Origin of the sequence: Subdoligranulum variabile, from assembly GCF_025152575.1 — a bacterium.
GTDB classification, from domain to species: domain Bacteria; phylum Bacillota; class Clostridia; order Oscillospirales; family Ruminococcaceae; genus Gemmiger; species Gemmiger variabilis.
In genome coordinates, this window is record NZ_CP102293.1 from 1,590,656 (window position 1) to 1,610,613 (window position 19,958).

The 19,958-nt window shown below is 51.1% G+C and carries 16 protein-coding genes and 1 pseudogene; 11 read left to right on the forward strand and 6 right to left on the reverse strand.

Going from position 1 to position 19,958, the window contains the following annotated elements; genetic code table 11:
* The first annotated feature begins 198 nt into the window (after positions 1 to 198).
* The 7 genes and pseudogenes from NQ490_RS07595 to NQ490_RS07625 all read left to right on the forward strand — a co-directional run bounded on the left by NQ490_RS07595 (position 199) and on the right by NQ490_RS07625 (position 8,089).
* Positions 199 to 1,464, forward strand: a complete 1,266-nt coding sequence (locus NQ490_RS07595; RefSeq protein ID WP_320415304.1) for an extracellular solute-binding protein — start codon at positions 199 to 201, stop codon at positions 1,462 to 1,464.
* A 109-nt stretch (positions 1,465 to 1,573) separates the two neighbouring features.
* Positions 1,574 to 3,016: a carbohydrate ABC transporter permease gene (locus NQ490_RS07600; RefSeq protein ID WP_007048067.1), complete on the forward strand. Its 1,443-nt coding sequence runs from the start codon at positions 1,574 to 1,576 to the stop codon at positions 3,014 to 3,016.
* Positions 3,013 to 3,906 (forward strand): sugar ABC transporter permease, encoded by an 894-nt coding sequence (locus NQ490_RS07605; RefSeq protein WP_242655014.1) that lies wholly within the window; start codon positions 3,013 to 3,015, stop codon positions 3,904 to 3,906. The genes NQ490_RS07600 and NQ490_RS07605 overlap by 4 nt, the downstream gene beginning before the upstream one ends.
* 427 nt (positions 3,907 to 4,333) lie before the next feature.
* A pseudogene (locus NQ490_RS07610) lies at positions 4,334 to 6,115 on the forward strand (glycosyl hydrolase 53 family protein); the annotation flags it as partial.
* Between the two features lie 69 nt (positions 6,116 to 6,184).
* The gene (locus NQ490_RS07615) at positions 6,185 to 6,739 is read left to right on the forward strand and encodes an Ig-like domain-containing protein (RefSeq protein ID WP_242655016.1); all 555 of its coding nucleotides are present in this window, start codon (positions 6,185 to 6,187) and stop codon (positions 6,737 to 6,739) included.
* On the forward strand, positions 6,717 to 7,163 hold the full coding sequence (locus tag NQ490_RS07620; RefSeq protein ID WP_007048063.1) for a hypothetical protein: 447 nt from the start codon (positions 6,717 to 6,719) through the stop codon (positions 7,161 to 7,163). Before NQ490_RS07615 ends, NQ490_RS07620 begins: the two co-directional genes overlap by 23 nt.
* Positions 7,164 to 7,627: 464 nt before the next feature.
* Entirely contained in the window at positions 7,628 to 8,089 is a 462-nt protein-coding gene (locus tag NQ490_RS07625) for a helix-turn-helix domain-containing protein (RefSeq protein WP_007048062.1), read from the forward strand.
* A gap of 56 nt (positions 8,090 to 8,145) precedes the next feature.
* On the opposite strand, the gene NQ490_RS07630 is transcribed toward NQ490_RS07625, so the two are convergent.
* A complete protein-coding gene (locus NQ490_RS07630) occupies positions 8,146 to 9,174 on the reverse strand; it encodes an RES domain-containing protein (RefSeq protein ID WP_084759167.1) in 1,029 nt (342 codons plus the stop codon).
* A 252-nt stretch (positions 9,175 to 9,426) separates the two neighbouring features.
* Between NQ490_RS07630 and NQ490_RS07635 the strand changes: the two genes are divergently transcribed.
* The 3 genes from NQ490_RS07635 (at position 9,427) to NQ490_RS07645 (ending at position 14,742) form a co-directional block, all read left to right on the forward strand.
* The gene (locus NQ490_RS07635; protein WP_007048060.1) at positions 9,427 to 13,008 is read left to right on the forward strand and encodes a hypothetical protein; all 3,582 of its coding nucleotides are present in this window, start codon (positions 9,427 to 9,429) and stop codon (positions 13,006 to 13,008) included.
* A gap of 217 nt (positions 13,009 to 13,225) precedes the next feature.
* Entirely contained in the window at positions 13,226 to 14,062 is an 837-nt protein-coding gene (locus tag NQ490_RS07640) for a ParM/StbA family protein (protein WP_007048059.1), read from the forward strand.
* Complete coding sequence (locus tag NQ490_RS07645; RefSeq protein ID WP_007048058.1) at positions 14,059 to 14,742, forward strand: M23 family metallopeptidase; 684 nt, start codon at positions 14,059 to 14,061, stop codon at positions 14,740 to 14,742. The genes NQ490_RS07640 and NQ490_RS07645 overlap by 4 nt, the downstream gene beginning before the upstream one ends.
* 57 nt (positions 14,743 to 14,799) lie before the next feature.
* Here NQ490_RS07645 and NQ490_RS07650 read toward each other — a convergent pair whose 3' ends face one another.
* The 5 genes from NQ490_RS07650 to NQ490_RS07670 all read right to left on the reverse strand — a co-directional run bounded on the left by NQ490_RS07650 (position 14,800) and on the right by NQ490_RS07670 (position 19,439).
* Positions 14,800 to 16,800: a heavy metal translocating P-type ATPase gene (locus NQ490_RS07650; protein ID WP_007048057.1), complete on the reverse strand. Its 2,001-nt coding sequence runs from the start codon at positions 16,798 to 16,800 to the stop codon at positions 14,800 to 14,802.
* A gap of 49 nt (positions 16,801 to 16,849) precedes the next feature.
* Complete coding sequence (locus NQ490_RS07655) at positions 16,850 to 17,068, reverse strand: cation transporter (RefSeq protein WP_007048056.1); 219 nt, start codon at positions 17,066 to 17,068, stop codon at positions 16,850 to 16,852.
* Between the two features lie 246 nt (positions 17,069 to 17,314).
* Entirely contained in the window at positions 17,315 to 18,229 is a 915-nt protein-coding gene (locus tag NQ490_RS07660) for a radical SAM mobile pair protein B (RefSeq protein ID WP_007048055.1), read from the reverse strand.
* The gene (locus NQ490_RS07665; RefSeq protein WP_007048054.1) at positions 18,217 to 18,906 is read right to left on the reverse strand and encodes a radical SAM mobile pair protein A; all 690 of its coding nucleotides are present in this window, start codon (positions 18,904 to 18,906) and stop codon (positions 18,217 to 18,219) included. Before NQ490_RS07665 ends, NQ490_RS07660 begins: the two co-directional genes overlap by 13 nt.
* A 29-nt stretch (positions 18,907 to 18,935) precedes the next feature.
* The gene (locus NQ490_RS07670) at positions 18,936 to 19,439 is read right to left on the reverse strand and encodes a flavin reductase family protein (protein ID WP_007048053.1); all 504 of its coding nucleotides are present in this window, start codon (positions 19,437 to 19,439) and stop codon (positions 18,936 to 18,938) included.
* 150 nt (positions 19,440 to 19,589) lie between these two features.
* Between NQ490_RS07670 and NQ490_RS07675 the strand changes: the two genes are divergently transcribed.
* Positions 19,590 to 19,955: a winged helix-turn-helix transcriptional regulator gene (locus NQ490_RS07675; RefSeq protein ID WP_007048052.1), complete on the forward strand. Its 366-nt coding sequence runs from the start codon at positions 19,590 to 19,592 to the stop codon at positions 19,953 to 19,955.
* Positions 19,956 to 19,958: the final 3 nt, after the last annotated feature.

The following is a 19,958-nucleotide window of genomic DNA, read 5'->3' on the forward strand; positions in this document are numbered from 1 at the left end:
ACATTGCGCGCTTACATCGAAAAAACGCGCAATGTTCACGCAGGTTGCACAAAAACCATAAAAAAACACTGTAAAAATAATGTATTGCAGAAAGATCCGGCCCTCTGTATAATAGATAGTGCAATGAATTGCGCTATATTGGCGCAACAACAAATCAAAGCGCGGTGCGCCGTGCTTGCTACCAAAGGAGAAGATATCATGAAAAAGCAATTGAGCCTGGCCATGGCTGCTGCCATGGCGCTGTCGCTGGCCGCTTGCGGCGCAAGCCAGAGCGGATCGGCCGCTGAAACTGCCTCCACCAGCGATGCCACCACTGAGGCGGCTGCCAGCTGGGGTGATGTAACACTGACCATGTGGGGCGCAGAGGAAGATCAGACCATGCTGCGCGAGATGGCCGATGCTTTTATTGAAGAAAATAAAGACAAGGGCAACATCACCATCAATATCGGTGCTTGCTCTGAGTCCGATACCAAGGACAATATTCTGACCGACCCCACCGCCGCTGCGGATGTTTTTGCCTTCGCCGATGACCAGCTCAACGAGCTGGTGGCCGCCGGCGCCCTGCAGGAAGTTTCCCTCAACGCCGACGATGTGAAGAGCCGCAATCTGGAAGGCTCTGTGGAGGCAGCCTCCCTCAACGGCAAGCTCTATGCCTACCCCATGACCGCCGACAACGGCTACTTCTTGTACTACGACAGCAGCGTTATCAGCCCGGAGGATGCCCAGACGGTGGACGGCATCCTGGCCGCCGCAGCCGCCGCCGGTCGTACCTTTGATATGACGATCAACGACGGCTGGTACATTTACAGCTTCTTTGCCGGTGCTGGCCTGCAGGCGACCCTGGCCGAAGATGGCGTTAACACCGTCTGCAACTGGAACGAGGAACCTGGCGCCGATGTGGCCCAGGCCATCATGGACATTGCGTCCAACAGCGCTTTTGTCTGTGCCTCCGATGCCGACATCGTTTCCGGCATTGAAAACGGCACTGTCTGCGCTGCCGTCAGCGGTACCTGGAACGCCAACGTGGCCCAGGAAAAGTGGGGCGAGAACTACGCCGCCGCCAAGCTGCCCACCTACACCCTCAACGGCGAGCAGGTCCAGATGAGTTCTTTCGCCGGCTACAAGCTGGTGGGTGTCAACCCCCACAGCGCCAACGTAGGCGTAGCCATGATGCTGGCGGACTACATCACCAATGAGGCCAACCAGCAGAAGCGCTTTGAAGTGCGCAACCTGGGCCCCTCCAACATCAATGTAAACGCTTCCGAGGCAGTCCAGGCCGCTCCCGCCATCGCCGCCCTGGCCGCTCAGAGTGATTACGCGGATCTGCAGCGCGTGGGCACCAACTATTGGGATCCCGCTGCCAGCCTGGGCCAGATCCTGGTCTCCGGCGACACGCAGGGCAAGACCACTCAGCAGCTGGTGGATGATGCCGTAGCCGGCATTACCGCTCCGGTGGCTCAGTAATCTTCGCCGCTTGTGCGGCAGCAAACCATCCGGCCGGCACTTACCTGTGGCAGTGCCGGCTTTCATGTGAGAAAATATTTGACTGAAAGGAGTGGGCACGGTGGCAGAAATGGCTTTTGAAGCGCCGCTGCGTACAGACGGCAAAGAACCCAACTTCCTGCAAAAATTCGGCCATGCGTTGGTTCACGGTGACATCTTCACCAAACTGTCCTTCCTCATCTGGGGGCTTGGCTACATCGGCCACGGTCAGCTGATCAAGGCGGTGCTGGTCACGCTGGTGCAGGGGCTCGGCCTTTACTACCTGGGCGTGGCAGGCATTCCCAACCTGATGAAATTCGGTACGCTGGGCACCGTCCAGATGGAAATGGTCTTCAACCCGGCGACCATGAAAAACGAAGTCAACAATTATGATAACTCCTTTGCCATTCTGCTGCTCAGCGTTATTGCCCTGGTGGTTATCGTGGCGCTGCTGGCATCGGCTATGGCGGTGGTAACTTCCAACTATCAACTGCAAAGAATCCGTCAGGCCGGCAAAAAGACCAACAGCTTCGGCCAGGATATCCGCGTCTACCTGAACGAGAAGTTCTACGTCACCTTGTTGACGCTGCCGGTACTGGGCGTGGTGATCTTCACCATCATACCGCTTTTCATCCTCATTGCGGTGGCCTTCACCAACTATGACCAGCAGCATATGCCGCCCAACTCGCTGTTTACCTGGGTGGGTATGACCAACTTCCTCACCCTGTTCGGCGGCGGGCAGGCGCTCTCCCTTACCTTTGGGTATGCCTTCGGCAAGATCCTGGTCTGGACGCTGGTATGGGCGTTCTTTGCCACCTTCACCAACTTCTTCGGCGGTGTTTTTCTGGCCATGTTCATCAATGACCGAAAAACCAAGCTGCCCAAGCTGTGGCGTACGCTTTTTATCATCACCATTGCGGTGCCCCAGTTCGTCACCCTGCTGCTGGTGCGCAACTTCTTCAGCGACAACGGCATCTTCAACACCATGATGGCCAACCTCGGTGTCACCGAACTGCTGCGCAATGCCGGCCTGATCGGCGCCAACATGGAGTACATTCCTTTCCTGACCAATGCGGGCTGGGCACAGGTGATGATTATTCTTATCAACATCTGGGTAGGCGTGCCCTACCAGATGCTCATTGCCACCGGTGTGCTGATGAACATTCCCGGCGATATGCTGGAAGCCGCCCGCATTGACGGTGCCAACCCCGTGCAGATGTTCTTCTCCATCAAGCTGCCGTACCTGCTCAGCGTACAGGGCCCGGCGCTGGTCACCGACTTTGTAAAGAACATCAACAATTTCAACGTCATCTATCTGCTCACCCAGGATGTCTATGTAACCACCGACCAGGCCATGGCTGCCTCCAGCGCCAAGGAAGTGGACCTGCTGGTGACTTGGCTGTTCCGCCTGACACAGGAGCAGTACAACTACAAGATGGCCGCCGTCATCGGCATTATGGTCTTTATCATCTGCGCCGTATTTACGGTGGTATGTTTCCGCTTTATCAATAAGAAGGAGGCGACGTTCTCTTGACGCAGGTTATGACAGCTTCCACCCAAAAGCAGCTGCGCCAGGGCAAAATCCGGCGCGGTGTGGGCAGCGTCCTTCGCCATCTGGTGCTGGCTATTCTGGCGGCGGTCTGGCTGGTGCCCATCGTCTGGCTGCTGGTCACTTCCTTCTCCAGCTATCGCGGTATCAACATCACCACTTTTTTTCCGGAAAGTTATACCCTGGACAATTACATCGACGTGTTGTTCCATCCTGACAGTGTGGCACAGTTCCCGCAGTGGTTTGCCAATACCTTTGTTGTGGCTTGCTTCAATTGCGTGATCTCTACCTGCTTTGTGCTGATGGTTGCCTACGCATTCAGCTGCTGCCGATTCAAGAGCCGCCGCCTGCTGCAGAATCTCTCGGTCACCGTCAACCTGTTCCCCGGCGTACTGGCCATGATTGCCGTCTACTTCGTGCTGCGGTATCTGAACCTGACCAACTCCTACGCCGGTCTGATCATGGTGTATGCCGGGTCCTCTGGCCTGGGCTACCTGATCTGCAAGGGATTCTTCGATACGGTACCTGCTTCCCTGCGGGAGGCCGCCAAGCTGGATGGTGCGTCGGAAGCGCGCATCTTTTTGCAGGTGGTCATTCCCATGTCCCGTCCGATCCTGGTCTATACCATCATCAATTCCTTCATGATGCCCTGGACCGACTTCGTTATGGCCAAGATGATCCTCAATTCGGGTGTCAGCTCGGACTGGACGGTGGCTATCGGCTTGTACAACATGCTTTCCCGCACACTGGTCAACAATTATTTTGCACTGTTCTGTGCCGGTGGTGTGCTGGTATCCATTCCCATTTCGGTCCTGTTCGTCATTATGCAGAAATTCTACGTGGAAGGCATTACTTCCGGCGCGGACAAGGGCTGATTGTTGGCCGGAGCCCCGCGCTTTGCGCAGAATGAATCCGGAAGGGGACCGCTGCGAACTCTTTGTCGTGCAGCGGTCCCCTCATTTTTATAAAGAGGTGAAATCTGTGAAAAAATGTTATGGCGTCCGGCGTATTTTCAGCGCCCTGCTGGCCCTGGCCATGCTGCTGGTCCTTGCCCCTGCTGCGGCGGCTCAGGAAAATGCCGTTAACCTGCTGCAGGATGGCAGCTTCGACCAGGATATCTGGGGCGGGGACAGCCCCTGGACATGCACGGCCTCTGACTGGGGTGGCGAAGCGGAATCCCAGACCGTCATCGATCGCAAGGACCCTGACGGCAGCGATGCCGCCATGCTTCACTGGTGGAGCCCCAATGAGGCGACGGTGACGGTCAGTCAGACCGTTACGCTGGAGGCAGGCAACTATATGATGCGCGCCTCCGTACAGGGCGAAAAGTGTGAGGCGCTGCTTTTCTGCGGTTCGCAGACCGGCGCCCGGACCTCGTTGACCGGCTACGGCAGCTGGGACACGCTGGAAAAAACTTTCGCTGTGGAAACGACGGGGGAGTACACCGTGGGTGTGACGCTGCCGTGTGCGCCGGATGGTTGGGGGTGCCTGGATGATCTGGAACTGGTCCGGCAGGAGGAAGTGACCCCGCCCGCGCCCGAGACGCCGGTGTATACCGTGGCACTGACGGCGGATACCAACAGTGTGACCGCAGGAGATACCGTCCACCTGAGCGCGGTGGTCTGCAAGGACGGGGAACCGGTCACAGACCTGGCGGCAGAGGGACTGTACCTGTGGTTCTGGGCCGACCAGTGGCAGGCCGGGCATGAAGGCGCCCCGGTGGATGCCGTATTCAGCAATTACGATGAAAACAGCGGGCACAGCCTAACTGCCGACGCCACGCTGCCCGGTGAGGGAACCTATTACCTGGCGGCGGAGCTGAAAACCGAGACGGACCGTCTGGCCATCGCTTTTGCGGCGGTGGAAGCTGCGGCCGTGGAGGAACCCCAGGAGCCTGCCCCGGATCCGGTGGAGGCCGAGATTACCGTGCCCTATGTAGCCGGTTCCGACGGTGATTTTATCCGCGGCGTGGACGTTTCCTCACTGCTCTCACTGCTCAACAGCGGGGTAGTGTTCCGGGATGCGGACGGTAACCCGCTGGGAGACTCCGTGGAAGCCCAGGGAAAGGCCTTTATGACCCAGCTGGCCGACGCGGGGGTGAACTGGGTGCGCCTGCGGGTCTGGAATGAACCTTATGATGCTCTGGGGCACGGCTACGGCGGCGGCGACAACGATCTGAACGCCGCCAGGCAGATGGGCCAGTGGGCTACCGAAGCAGGACTGCAGGTACTTATTGATTTCCACTATTCGGATTTCTGGGCCGACCCGGGCAAACAGCAGGCGCCCAAGGCGTGGAAGGATATGACGGTGGACGAAAAGGCTGCTGCGGTTTCGACTTTTACCACCGAAAGTCTGCGCACGCTGCTGGATGCAGGGGTCAACGTGGGCATGGTGCAGATCGGAAACGAAACCAATAACGGCATTGCCGGTGTGATGTATGGAACCGACGGCTGGGACGCTGCCGCCAAGCTGTTTGCGGCCGGTGTGGATGCTGCCCATGCGGTGGCGGCTGAATACAATACCACCATTCTGGCGGCTGTCCATTTCACCAATCCTGAAACAGCAGGCCGCTATGCGGGATACGCCAAGCAGCTGGCGGACCATAACGTGAACTACGACGTGTTTGCTTCCTCCTACTACCCCTACTGGCATGGCTCGTTGGACAACCTGACCGCAGTGTTGCAGCAGGTGGCCGATACCTACGGCAAGAAGGTCATGGTGGCCGAGACTTCCTGGGCAACTACGCTGTAGGACGGCGACGGCCATGACAACACCGTGCGGGTCGGTTCCAACGATAACAGCAATATGAGCGGTAAAAACTGGGCATTCTCGGTCCAGGGCCAGGCATCGGAGGTGGCCGACGTGGCCAGCGCCGTCACTGCGGTAGGGGAGAACGGCATCGGCCTGTTCTACTGGGAACCGGCATGGCAGCCGGTGCACAATGTTTCCGGCCTGGAAGGGGAAGCCTACGATGCGCAGGTGGCTGCCAACCGCCTTGCCTGGGAACAATACGGCTCCGGCTGGGCATCCTCCTATGCGGGAGAATATGACCCCGACGACGCCGGAAAATGGTACGGCGGCTCGGCGGTGGACAATCAGGCAATGTTTGACTTCGATGGAAAACCGTTGGCGTCGTTGTATGTCTGGAAGTTGATGCAAACCGGCTCGGTGGCACCTAAAAAGGTGGAAAGTGCCGACAACCCGGTTCTTACGGTGGAGGCAGGTAGCGACGGCACCGCTGCTGTCACCCTGCCGGACGCCACTACTGTGTATTACAGCGACGGTACCAGCGAGACAGCCTCCGTGGTATGGGAAACTGCCGGGCTGGATCTGAACACTCTGCCGACGGGCAGCTATACTGTGCAGGGTACTGTAACGGTAACACCCGCCGATACCCCTGTGACGGTGGAAGTTCATTGCACGCTGACTGTCATTTACCCCAACCTGCTGGAAAATCCCGGTTTTGAGAATGGGAGTGCCGGATATACCTTTTCAGAAAACTGGCCGGGCAACGGGGTTACGGAAAAGGAACCCGGTAACCTGCACAGCGGCAGACGGTATCTTCATTTCTATTCTGCGGCTGCACGCACTGTCACTGTGCAGCATGACCCGGTGACGCTGCAGCCCGGACAGTACACGTTTACCCTCTACATGCAGGGGGAGGGGGGCTTCCGGCCGGATCTCCGTGACCGATGCGGATGGCAGTGAGCTGGCCTCCGCGGATTTTGCTGGTACCCAGTGGGGCGACTGGCAGCAGCCCTCGCTGACCTTTACGCTGACGGAAGAAACCGTCGTTACGCCGGGCATCCTGCTGGACATCCAGCCCGGGGGCTGGGGCGCAGTGGACGATCTCTATCTGGGAAAACTGGGTGACCAGGCGGTGGAACCCACCCCCGATACCCCCCAGGAAGACAACTCGTCGACCCCGGTGCAAAACCAGCAAACGGTTACGGTCAGCAGCACATCCAAACCGGCCGCCGCCGCGGCATCGGAACCCGCAGCAGCTGCCACCGGGACCGTTGGTGCGATCCCCCAGACCGGTGACACGCTGCCGGTGGCTGTACTGGCACTGCTGATGGTGCTTTCGGCTGCGGCGATGCTGGGCATTGCCCTTCTGCGACGAAAAGAATAAACAATATTTAAAACCGACAAAGCAAGAGGCCACACGGAACCGTTAAGGAACCGTGCGGCCTCTTTTTGGTTAAATGCTATTCTCTTCGGCAGGTGTTTGATACTGCGTTTAAAATCAAACCTTGTTTCGTGATAGAAAACAAAAAAGCGATAGAGGAAAACCTCTATCGCTTGTTGGCTGCCCCAGTCCGACTTGAACGGACGACACCCTGATTAACAGTCAGGTGCTCTACCATGTGTGCCGGGGTGAAAGGCTAATGCCACACAAAAAATATCTTTAAAGCGACGAAAAATGGGAGACAACGGTAAAAAATGAGAAAATTATGCGGATAAAACTGCTGAGAAAACAGCAAAATGGTAGGTTCGAGAAAGCAAACCAGCCAACGAACTGAGACTAATATTATAATAGCAGACGGAGAGAATATTGCAAGTCGCATTAACCGACGAAAGGGGGATCATCACGTCATGAAAATCGGGGTAAAGATTCGCCAAATTCGTCAACACCGGCACATGACGCAACGTGAGTTAGGAGAGAAGATTGGATTGGGAAAGAACGGGGCAAATCGTATAGCCCAATATGAAATGGGGTATCGAACACCCAAACGTGACCAACTCAATAAAATAGCTCATGCTTTGAACGTACCGGAGGAAATGCTTTCCTTGGAAGCGGAGGAAACGTTGCAGGCATTGATCCACAATCTGCTTTGGTTAGATCAGGACGATACCACCCTTATTGAATTGTCTTTTCGAAACAAAGAAAACTGTCCAAGACCTTACAAACAGACACAAAAAGGCTGCGTAGCCATTGTAATACACGATGAAGCAGTCCAAAATTTCCTTACAGCCTGGAGCACCGAAAAGTCACTCTTTGAGGCTGGAGCAATAACTCAAGAGGATTACTTCGAATGGAAAATAACCATGACATAGGCCCATCCGCGAAAGCAACTGATCATTAATTAGTGCATCTTGCTTTTAAATCGTAATTAGATGTAATTATAATCATTCTCCTCGGGGCATAGAGGCCATAAATAGGGATCATTTCCACTGAAATTGGAAATATCATATGCCTTAGGCAAAGTCAATTTTATGCATCCACGTAATTTCTCATCGTATCCGTCCGAGTCGAAAGTTTTTGTTACCAGCACAAGGTTGTGCGCACCAGCATAGCGTACATTTTCGTTATTAGAGCTAGACTCGTATCTTATGCCGTCAAATTCGGCATTATTGCGTACCCAATTTAAAAGAAGCTGAGGAACAATATATTCCTCATGAAACTGTGCATTTGGATACTTGGTTGAAACTGAGCAAGCAGCTCTTAAAGGATACGAGTAAATGTGCTTTAACAAATATTTCTGAACTTCAAGTTTTTCTGTTTCGTTGATAAACCACGTATGAAAGCTATGCGACAAAGTAACGAGTTTCTCTGAAAAGTCGATGAATTTCAGAAAGTAGTTTGGTTCCTGCGGAATAAAAAACTTTGCGATTGCAAATTTTTTAGGACAATTACATTCATACCATGCAAGCTCTGGTTGAGAAGCCAAGTATAAGCACGGGTACCCGGCGGTACTGTAACGTTCTGCTCCGATTAGGTGGTTTTTACTTTTTGGTATATGAAAAAGCTCTTTTCGTATAAGAGGAAAAGGTATATCACCAATCTTACGAATTCGAAAGTAGGTCTCTGTGATAGGCGCACCAGAATAACGTTGCATTAATTGAGGCTTCATTTTAGAGAAAACAAGAAAGGCCAAATTAGACGCATCGCGGATATTTCCATTGCAGTAAAACCTTAGCACTTGAACTAAATCTTTTGCGTTTTGTTCAATCTCAGGTAACTTATCATAAATCATTTCACACATATTAGAACCAACAAGAGGGTTATCTGAAGGATTTATCGAAGTGCTTAAGTCGTTTACATACTGCTGAAAGTTCTCTTCGAGCAAGTCCGCGGTACTTTGATCATCTCTTCTTAAATGACATTTATATCGACCGAGAAGTTCTAGTAATTTATCCATCTTTTCTTTCCTTTAATTTTATTGAATGAAGATGAGGTAGAGAAAATATATGTATTAACTATCATACTCTATTAGCATAGAAATATCTACGCTTTAATTATATGGAATTTACATAATTACAACAGAGAGCTTTGATTATTGAATTACTAAATTGGAGAAGAGGTTCTGCAATAGTAACGCTTTTGGTCAGAATATATGATATAATGAGAAAAATATATTCGATTTCTATCAGATCACAGCGGAGGGGTACTTATGATCGAGGCGTGTGCAGCGGGAATTAGTGATATTATCCTAAGTATTATTGAAAACCAATTACAAGAAGGATTAAATGCAATTGGCAAACAAAAGTTGCTAAAGGATTTAAAAGAAGAAGTCGACAATAAGGTTGCTACTTTAATCAACGAAAACGATGGAACGATACTTACATCTCAAGCGTTTAGTGAATATCTCAGATATGATAAACCAATCGAGAAAATTTTCTCTGCGTTTTGTATACCTGAATCTGAACCTTGTGGCGTTCACGAATTAGCAGAGAAACTACCATCAGAATGTGCTGTAAGAATTGGAGAAAAAGGAAAAAGTATTCCTACGCCGGAAAAGGACTTGATTAAGAAGTTCTTTGAGATTGTGATAGAGACAGTATATAAAAAGATTAGAAATGGTAGTACTTTCGGTGAACGAGCGATACAAGCGCAGCTTAAAGATGTTGGTGATAGCGTGGGACAAGCATCCGGTAGGCTTGCTGACATCTATAATATTTTGCAAGGACAATATTCACTGTCTGATGCCCAAGAAAAGAAAATTTTCGACATTCTATACGAATTTTTTTGTAAAGGAAAATTTCTTGAAATTCGAGAATTGCTACCATTACTTGAAGGAAAAAGCGATTCAGTTAAGGTTGCATTGGCGGAATTGATTGATCTAGTGTCAAAGGATAATGTTCATGCAGACAATGTGGCGGAACATGTTATGCTAATTCAAAATAAAGATATCCGTGAGAAAACTATTAGATTTATAATCGCTTATGGTTTCTTATGGTTAGAAAGTGTAGTTAAAATTTCTGAACAAACTGATAATTTGGAACTTAAAGAGATTTCCAACGATTTATACAACAAAAGATGGGAAAAGATTCTTTTAGAACATACTGATGAAAAAGGGCAAAGTAAAAAATTATCTTTGTTAGTTGCTAAAAGTCATCCGAATGAGAAGTGGTTAGGCGGGAGATCTCTCTTTTGGTATTTAAATGAAGTAAAGGACAGATCACCGGTAAACGTTAGTGAAAAAGATCTGGAAGAGCCAATTACTATTTACGATCTACTTTTATTGGGGCAGGAAAAAGTTCGATTACACATGCTGCAACAGAAAATTGACGACTTGGAGTACGAGAAGAGCCTATTGCTATCTCATCAGGAAGATGTCAAATTTTTAGGGACACAGCTAAAAGAATTATATTGGAAAGTCTTATTCCAAATTTGTAGAGCGACTTTAGATAAAGATACGATCCTTAACTATTGGTCTGTTGTTCCAAGCCAAATTCAAATGAATGCGGATATACAAAGGTCCCGTTTTTTTGCCCAGATTCTTGACGGAACAGTAAATGAACATGAGTTATTGGGATTTTGTATTAGTCATGCAGACCCTTCCGAATTAGTATTTTACTGCTCGAAAAAGGATGATGAATTTGTAATAGCGTTTTATGAGCAAAATGGGAGATTCTTCGCAGATAACTATTTCCTCTTTGAGGAATATATTTTGGCACGGATGAGAATGCAACAAGTTGAAGGATTAAGAACTTTGCTCGAAGAGCATGCAACAATTTTTGGAAAATTGATTGATTACTGGAACTTATACTATCATCTCGGTGGCGAAATTGACTTTAAGAATTTATGGGATCAACTGGATGCGGGTAAAATAGAGGGCACTTTTTATGCAGTCATAAAATTTGGGCATTACCTTTTAAACCAGGGTTACCTTTCTGAGACAGAGCAACTTTATAATAAATGGGGAAAAGATGTTGATGATGATTCGTGTAAAATGTTGTGTGCTAGAATAATGCTTGTACGCGGCAAACAGATAGAAGCACTTGAGCAATTTAAAGAAATTGCGACAGGATATCAGTCATCTGAATTTGTCATTGGAAATATCCTTTACCTTTCCCTTCTAAACAAAAGGCCAATTGATGCGCAAATTATAGAATTTGCGAAAAAAATTGACACATCGCGATTGTGGTGTTTATTGGCGGAGTATTATGCAGAAAAAAACCAAAAAACTCAAACAATGCAGGCGGCTACAAAAGCATTGCTGCGCGCAAAAGACACAGAGGGTAATGCCTATTTTACATATTTTAAGATGCATTCACAGTTTTGCGGCGAAAAGGTACTCCAGTGTCAAAAGCGAATAGAAGCGGATTCTTGCGTAGTCTTGCGAGAGGAGGGAACAGATAACGAGTATGAATTTTGCATATATTCAGATGATGTTGTCCCACATCAGTTACAGGCTGTAAAGCCATATCGTTGGGCGAATGCGTTTCATATGACTGTCGAAGAGGCAGCAGAAAATGGATTGTGCTTTCAAGAAATTGGTGAAGAGGTAACATTCAAAGGGAAAAACTATACGGTTAAAAGTGTAAAACCTGTAGATTCTTTCCTGTTTTCGCAGGCACTGGCAAATGGTGAAAAGCAAAGTGTCATTTATAAAATATCGCTGCCAGAATCAGAAAATGGGAAGTTGGACTTAGACGCTTTTTTTGGTGAAGTAAAAAAATATATACCGAAGGAAGACAAATTACTTGACGAATATAGGCAGCTGAAACAAAAGCCGGTCCCATTGTTTGTGCTTGATCAGTCAAAAAATATAACTTACGGGGATTTTGTTTGTACGATTATGCGAGCATCTGATGTGATTGTGAGGTCGTTTGCATGCTTTCCAATGAAGGAAACTAACAATACTCAATATATTTTGAGCTTTTCGGCAGAGATGTTTTTAGTTCTAGCGGGAATTGGAGCAGATGATTTTGTTAATCAAACTGTATATATACCGCAATCGGCAATTCAGACATTGGAGGACGAATATACCAAGACGTTACAAGATAAATCACGAAGTATTGTAGCGTCGTTGGGATTTGAGGGAGAACAACCGGTCCTATGTGAAGAAGATGGCTCAGTTAGGAGGTATCTCATTCAAGAAGCCCTAAAGCGTAAAAATGAATGTAAAAAATTGGAACCCATTCAGAATAAGCAATCTTTTGACGCTCCTGGTGCGAGCGAAATTCAACTGCAGGAAGTTCTAGGAATTTGCGATTACGATGCGATATCAATCGCACATCATCAAGATGTAACTCTGGTAGCGTTTGAGCCAACGATTATTGTTATGTCAAGAGAAGATATATTAGGCTTTCAATGCATCGGGCTTGTTGATTTTTTGTGTCAAATCGATTTGCCATTGCATCGAATTTTGACAGCAATGTGTCTAATGGCAAAATATAAGTTTCAATACATTCTATCAGGGCAAAATTTGGGGTTCATTGCAGACAGATTTGATGAAATTCAAGATGATGAATACCGAGAAAAGTGTATGACATCATGGTTTGATTTTTTAGATACGCTTGACCTTAAGGATGATGTTACCAATTATGGAGAAATATTTCGCCAGGGAATTTTGGCAGCGTTACAAGAATGCTTGAAGGAAAAAAATACACCCGATGAAAGGAAAATGCTAATGCAAAAGCCATTGATAAGCGTAACGATGTGGCTGCTATTTAAGACAGATATTGCGATTACTGAGAAGTATGAGGAAGATCCAGAGAAAATAGACACGCAAAGTGAAGATCAATAATTTTTTGAAAAGATAATAGGGTAAATTTCACGGGACAAGTGCGCCCATTTTTAGCCGCTCAGTTTCTGGTAGTGCCGGAACTGAGCGGCTTTTTGCTTTTCCCCCTCTCCACACCTCTCCCCCTAGTATAAATTTACCGGCTGGGAAGAAAAGTTATCTACCAGCCGTTTACATAGATCCGCAAATCTCAACGAAAAACGAAAGTGAGGCAAAACCCATGAACATTGGCATCGATCACGGCTATTATGCCATCAAGACGCGGCATTGTTCTTTCCCAGCCGGTCTTACAGCCTACGGCAGACACGAACCTTACACCCGCCAAGGACTCCTTGAGTTCGGCGGGTGTTTTTTTGTTTGCGGAACCGGACGGCAGCCGATCCAGCGGGACAAAACCATCAACGACAACTACTACCTGCTGACGATGGCTGCATTGGCGCAAGAAATCCGCAGCCGGGGCGCGCCCACCGAGTGCACGGTTCGAATCGCGGCGGGGCTGCCGCTGACCAGCTATGGCCGGGACAAGCCGAAGTTTCGCAGCTATCTGCTTCGGCCTTCCCAGCCGGTCCAGTTCTGCTACGAAGGCGTGGAATATAGCATCACCATCGCGGATGTGCAACTGTTTCCCCAGGGCTTTGCGGCCCTGATGGCTGAGCCGGATCTGCTGACTGATGAACCGTCGCTGCTGCTCATGGACATCGGCGGTTGGACGGTGGATCTGATGCGGATCGACAATGCCCTGCCGGTAGCGGAAACGGCTCATAGCCTGGAACTGGGGATGATCCGCTGCATCGATGAAATCCGGGAGCGGGTCCGTCAGGAAACCGGACTTTCGCTCACCGATGCCCAGATCGAACAGATGCTGGCGGGCCAGCCCTGCAGCCTGGCGGATGAGGTACGCAGCATCGTGAACAAACAGGGCCGGCTGTATACCGAGCGTTTGTTCTCCGCAGTCATGGAAGCGGGCTTCGACCTTCATGCGATGCCTCTGGTCATGTTGGGTGGTGGGGCCTGTATCGTAACGTGGATCGGCTGCGCACCGTCCTTTGGGATATGAACGAACTGGACTGGCGCACCGAAAGCCAAACCCAGGTGATGGAACAAACAAATGAGGAAGGCGAGGCAGAAAACACAACCATCACCGAAACCGTTCTGATCATTGAACTGACCCACCATACACCGGAAGAAATGCGGGAGACCTATCACTTTACAGACCGGCAGAACGAATACCTGACGCTGCTTTCCAGTGAGGATACCGCACCCCTTTGGGGAGAACTGTTGGGCGGTTTTGTGCAGGGAAGTGGGGAACTCATGACTCCCGGTATGGATACTGTTTTCGCGGACGGAGCCCTCCAATGGCCACTGCCGGTGGCGGGAACGATCACCTCGCCGCAAGGCTACCGCACAGACCCCATTACTGGTGAGATCAGCTACCATAGCGGTACCGACATCGCTGTCCCGGAGGGTACACCAATTCTGGCTGCTGCAGCTGGTACCGTGACCATTGCCAACGCCACAGATAGTTGGGGAGGTAGCTACGGGTACTATGTCAAAATCGACCACAGCGGCGGACTCACCACCCTCTATGCTCATTGTTCCAGCATCTGTGTCACTGCAGGGCAGCAGGTAGATGCCGGTCAGGTGATTGCTTATGTGGGGCATATGGGAAGGGCTACCGGTAGTCACCTTCACTGGGAGATACGTCAAAATGGAACAGGAATCACATCCGGTGCCTAAAGCTTCTTTACCCATGTTTCCGTAACCGACGCCTGGTTGATCGGAGGAGCAGCTCGCTCACAGATTCTTGACGAACAAGGCCCGGATGGCATTCAGAACAGCCAGAATCATCACGCCCACATCGGCAAAGACGGCCAGCCACATGTTGGCAAAACCCAGCGCGATCAGCACCAGGCAGAGCAGCTTGACGCCGATGGCCACCACAATGTTCTGGTAGACGATGCCCAGACATTTGCGGGAAATCTTGATGGCTTTGGAAATTTTCAGGGGATCGTCGTCCATCAGCACCACATCGGCGGCCTCGATGGCGGCATCCGAGCCCATGGCGCCCATGGCAATGCCGATGTCCGCCCGGCCCAGCACCGGCGCATCGTTGATGCCGTCGCCCACAAAGGCCAACTTTTCTTTGCCGTGTTTGCCGGCCAGCAGTTTTTCCACCTGCTCCACCTTGTCGGCGGGGAGCAGCTGACTGTACACCTGGTCCACGCCCAGTTCGGACGCTACCTGATCGGCCACTCGCTTGGCGTCGCCGGTGAGCATGACCGTCTTGCGCACACCGGCGTTCTTCAAAGCCTGAATGGCCGCTTTGGAGGTGGGCTTTACCACATCGGAGATGACAATGTGCCCGGCGTACTGGCCGTCAATGGCCATGTGGATGATGGTGCCCACGCTGTGGCAGTTGATGTAGTCAACGCCCAGCCGCTTCATCAGCTTGTCGTTGCCGGCCGCCACCGTGTGGCCGTCCACCTTGGCCACCACGCCGTTGCCGCTGATCTCCTGAATATCGGACACCCGGCTGCGGTCGATCTCCTTGCCGTAGGCTTTCTGCAGACTCTTGCTGATGGGATGGCTGGAAGCCGATTCGGCCAGCGCTGCGTACTCCACCAGCTTGGCATTCTCTATGGCGCTGTGGTGGATGCCGTTGACCTCAAAGACGCCCTGGGTCAGGGTGCCGGTCTTGTCAAATACCACAATGCGGGTCTGGGACAGGGTTTCCAGATAGTTGGAACCCTTGACCAACACACCGGCCTTGCTGGCACCGCCGATGCCGGCAAAGAAGCTCAGGGGGATGCTGATGACCAGCGCGCAGGGGCAGCTGGCCACCAGGAAGGTCAGGGCCCGGTAGCCCCAGATCTCCCAGGCAGGGGTCTGGCCCAGACCGAACCAGAGCACCAGCGGCGGCAGAATGGCCAGCGCCAGGGCCGCATAGCAGACAGCCGGGGTATAGATTCGGGCAAAACGGGAGATGAAATCCTCCGACTTGGACTTGCGGGAGGAGGCGTTTTCCACCAGGTCGAGAATCTTGGAAACGGTGGATTCGCCGAACTCCTTGGTGGTCCGGATCTTCAGCACGCCGGTCATATTGATGCAGCCGCTGATGATGGCATCGCCGGTACCCACCTCCCGGGGCAGGGACTCACCGGTGAGAGCTGCCGTATTCAGAGTGGAGCTGCCCTCCACCACGTCGCCGTCGATGGGCACCTTTTCGCCGGGCTGGACCACAATGACAGAGCCGATGGGCACCTCATCCGGGTCCACCTTCTCCAGTTTGCCGTCCCGTTCGATATTGGCGTAGTCGGGGCGGATGTCCATCAGGTCGCTGATGTTGCGGCGGCTCTTGCCCACGGCGTAGCTCTGAAACCATTCGCCCACCTGATAGAACAGCATGACGGCGATGGATTCCAGATAATCGCCGTTTTCATAAATGGCCAGAGCCAGCGCGCCCAGCGTTGCCACGGCCATCAGAAAGTTTTCGTCAAAGACCTGACCGTTGCGGATGCCCTTGTAGGCTTTGCGCAGAATGTCGTGGCCGATGATCCAGTAGTCCACCAGATAAAACGCCAGCCGCACCCAACGGCCTGCGGCGCCCAGTGCCTCAAAGGCGGGAGCTCCCAACGACTGGAGTGCCAACAGCAATACCGTGGCACCCAGAATCCGCCAGAGCATGACCTTCTGCTTTTTGGTCATACCGCTGTCCGGCTTGCTGCCGATCCCCTGCAGCACCGCTGCCAGCAATGCCACAACCACCAGCAGAATATTCACAATCAGTTCCTGCATGGTTCCTCTTCCTTTCCTCTATGTTTTGTCGGTTCTCTGTGCGATGCCCTTACAGGTAAATCTCGCAGTCGGGTTCTACCTTTTTGCAGGCTTTGACCACATTCTGCATGACCCCGGCGGGCGCCTGCCCTTCCTCGAATTCCACGATCATCTTCTGGGTCATGAAGTTGACGGTGGCCGCCTGCACACCGGCGGTTTTGCGAGCAGCCTCTTCCATTAGATTAGCACAGTTGGCGCAGTCCACTTCGATCTTATAGCTCTTTTTCATCTTGAAAACTCCTTCTTGTGGTTTTTATTTATGAACAGTTAAGCAACTGTTTAACTGTGAACTCATCATACCCCCGCAGCATCCTGCAGTCAAGGGAGAAAGGAAAGTTCCTTCCGTTTGGATTAAGGATTTTTCTTTTTGGGCAAACAAGCACCGCTTACAGAAAAAAGTCTTGTGCGGAAGGTGTCCGCACAAGACTTTGGAAGATAGGAGGATGGGAGAGGTGCAGGAGAAATGACCTTTTGCTCAGGCTTTCTTTCGTGTTCCGGTATTTTCTGAACCCCGGACCTCCTCGTGATAAAAGTAGTCCACGATCACAGGATGGCCCGGGACAGCCCGGCCGTAAGGCAATTCGTTGTCCACAAAGGGACATTCATTTTCAGCTGCCAGCTGAGAGGCCTGTTTTTCCAGCTGCTGAAAATAGCTCCGGTCTCCTTTTTGATAAATGGCCCGATACAGGGGAACCAGATCGGGGTGCTTTTCCTGAATATAGTCCAGAATATCCTGTTTGAACCCGCCCCGCAGGTTGAGGTTTTCCAGCCACACCAGGTCGCACTGATTTTTAACCCGGTGAAAAATCGCCGTAAAATCCGTAATGCCGGGGAACACGGGAGAGATAAAGCAGACGGTGCGGATGCCCGCCTCGTAGACGGTTTTCATGGCAGCCAGACGCCGCTCGATGCTGACGGCCTTGTCCATATCCTGGTGGAAGGCCTCGTCCAGGGTGTTGATGGACCAGGACACTGTGACCTTGCCCAGCTGTTTCAGCAGGTCGAGATCTCGCACCACCAGATCGGATTTGGTGCAGATGAGGATCTCCGCCTCGCTGCCCCGCAGCTGTTCCAGCAATTTGCGGGTGTTTTGGAACTGCTCCTCCTGCGGCAGATAGCCGTCGGTCACCGAGCCGATGACCACCCGTTGTCCCCGGTATTTCCGGGAATTTTTGATCTCCGGCCAGTGTTTCACATCCAGAAAAGTGCCCCATGGTTCGGTGTGGCCGGTAAAGCGCTTCATGAAGGAGGCATAGCAGTACTTGCAGCCATGGGTGCAGCCAACATAGGGATTCACCGAGTATCCACCCACCGGCAGGCTGGACTTGGTCATGATATTTTTCGTCTGGACATCCCGGATCAGGATGCCGTTTTGGGTCATTTCTGCCATTTTTCCTGTTCCTCCAGAACCTTGCGGAACGCCGGGGGCAATTCCTGGATCATCTGTGCTTCCCCCATAATGGGGAGCAAATCTTCTTTCATAAAAACCGGAATGCCCAGGGTGTGGGCCTGTTCGGTCAGGCTTCGTACCCATTCGGGCCTGGATACGGATTTTCCCTTGCGATGTCCGGTTTCTGTTCCGATGACGATCCACTCAATGCCCGAAAGGTCCACCGTTCCGATGTCGTCAAACATGGGCTCGAAGGTGACATGGTAATGTCCGCCGCGGATATTCTGCCGCAGATCGTCGATCCGGTGTTTCTCTTTCCGGGAAGTGACAGTTACCCCGAACCAGGCATTGTCCAGCGGGGTGGAAAAACAGATCTCCTCTGGCCGTTTGGTCAGGAACAGATACTGGTGCTGTGGGTTCTGCGCCATTTTGGCAAATACCTGAGCCCGCCATTCCGGCTTCCAACCGGAAAAATCGCTCATGCCGGTGAGCAGAAAAATTTGCGGGCGGGGTCTGTCCATGAGCCGCAGCTTACCGGGAAAAAACTCCGGTTTCTCAAAATCTTCGATCATATGGAACCGTCGCACATTGTTTCTGGCATAACAGTAGCTGCATCCGATGGTACAGCCGATGACCAGATTCATGTTCTGAATTTGGGACTTGATACACACAGACATGGGAATTTCCACCACCACAATTTTTACTATCAGTCCTCTTTGGCCGGAGCAACTTTTCCAAAGCCGTTCCAGGCATAGAGCCCTTCTTTGCTGTCATCCCCGAGGAATTTATCCACTTGGCAGATGTGAAGGATATGGTCGCCCACTTCCACAGACTGCTGCAAGGTCGCAACCATGGCCAGACGGGTGTCCGTAGGAATCTGGATATCGCTGCCTTCAACGGATGTCATTTCAATATGATTTTCCTCCACTTTGTGGCAGGAGGCGCCCGTGGAACTGCCACAGGCCATTATCGCTTGGGACAGGTCCTTGCCCGGAACGGTCACAATCACTTTGCCGGTTTCACGTACCCGTTTGCCGGTGTGAGATTGCTTTCCAGCGGCGAAACCGACCATAGGCGGGTTAAAAGACAGATAAGATACAAAGCAGATGGGGGCAAGATTGGTCGTGCCGTCCTCGTTCAGGGAGCAAATCAAGGTGAGCGGATTGGGAGAGGTAAGAACGGTGGCTTCCATGATGTTCAATTCTTTCATAATATAGAACCTCGCTTCCAAAAGTATATCAAATTGACAGGCCCGCGCGAAGCCGATATAATTATTATACTAAGAATAAAATAAGGTTCAAGTACGCAGAAAATTTGTACCTGGTACGAAAAAACATACCAATAGAGGAAAGGCGATTTTATGAATCAGACCATGACTTATGAGGATTTTCAGCGCCGGGTGAGCAGTGTCATTTTAACGGAAAATGGGAACTGCCCCGTCACACCGGTGATCCAGATGCTCCAGGGAAAATGGAAACTTCAAATTATTTATGAACTGTGTATTCAGTCTCCCATGCGATTTGGGGAACTGAAAAAGATGCTGACCCCCATTACCAATACCATGCTGACCAATGCGCTCAAAGAGCTGGAAGGGGACGGATTGGTACATCGGGAACAGTACAATGAGATTCCGCCCAGAGTGGAGTACTCTTTGACGGAAAAAGGCCGGGATCTGCTGCCTGTTTTCTACGCCATCTCCCAGTGGGGGATGAAGTATATTCCCTGAGTC

Bases quoted from the DNA above. Each gene is read 5' to 3' on its own strand.
- NQ490_RS07660 (WP_007048055.1), bottom strand. From the start codon at position 18,229: ATGGCAGAAATGACCCAAAACGGCATCCTGATCCGGGATGTCCAGACG.
- NQ490_RS07635 (WP_007048060.1), top strand. From the start codon at position 9,427: ATGATCGAGGCGTGTGCAGCGGGAATTAGTGATATTATCCTAAGTATT.
- NQ490_RS07675 (WP_007048052.1), top strand. From the start codon at position 19,590: ATGAATCAGACCATGACTTATGAGGATTTTCAGCGCCGGGTGAGCAGT.
- NQ490_RS07640 (WP_007048059.1), top strand. From the start codon at position 13,226: ATGAACATTGGCATCGATCACGGCTATTATGCCATCAAGACGCGGCAT.
- NQ490_RS07665 (WP_007048054.1), bottom strand. From the start codon at position 18,906: ATGTCTGTGTGTATCAAGTCCCAAATTCAGAACATGAATCTGGTCATC.
- NQ490_RS07645 (WP_007048058.1), top strand. From the start codon at position 14,059: ATGAACGAACTGGACTGGCGCACCGAAAGCCAAACCCAGGTGATGGAA.
- NQ490_RS07615 (WP_242655016.1), top strand. From the start codon at position 6,185: ATGCAAACCGGCTCGGTGGCACCTAAAAAGGTGGAAAGTGCCGACAAC.
- NQ490_RS07630 (WP_084759167.1), bottom strand. From the start codon at position 9,174: ATGGATAAATTACTAGAACTTCTCGGTCGATATAAATGTCATTTAAGA.
- NQ490_RS07625 (WP_007048062.1), top strand. From the start codon at position 7,628: ATGAAAATCGGGGTAAAGATTCGCCAAATTCGTCAACACCGGCACATG.
- NQ490_RS07600 (WP_007048067.1), top strand. From the start codon at position 1,574: ATGGCTTTTGAAGCGCCGCTGCGTACAGACGGCAAAGAACCCAACTTC.
- NQ490_RS07595 (WP_320415304.1), top strand. From the start codon at position 199: ATGAAAAAGCAATTGAGCCTGGCCATGGCTGCTGCCATGGCGCTGTCG.
- NQ490_RS07650 (WP_007048057.1), bottom strand. From the start codon at position 16,800: ATGCAGGAACTGATTGTGAATATTCTGCTGGTGGTTGTGGCATTGCTG.
- NQ490_RS07670 (WP_007048053.1), bottom strand. From the start codon at position 19,439: ATGAAAGAATTGAACATCATGGAAGCCACCGTTCTTACCTCTCCCAAT.
- NQ490_RS07655 (WP_007048056.1), bottom strand. From the start codon at position 17,068: ATGAAAAAGAGCTATAAGATCGAAGTGGACTGCGCCAACTGTGCTAAT.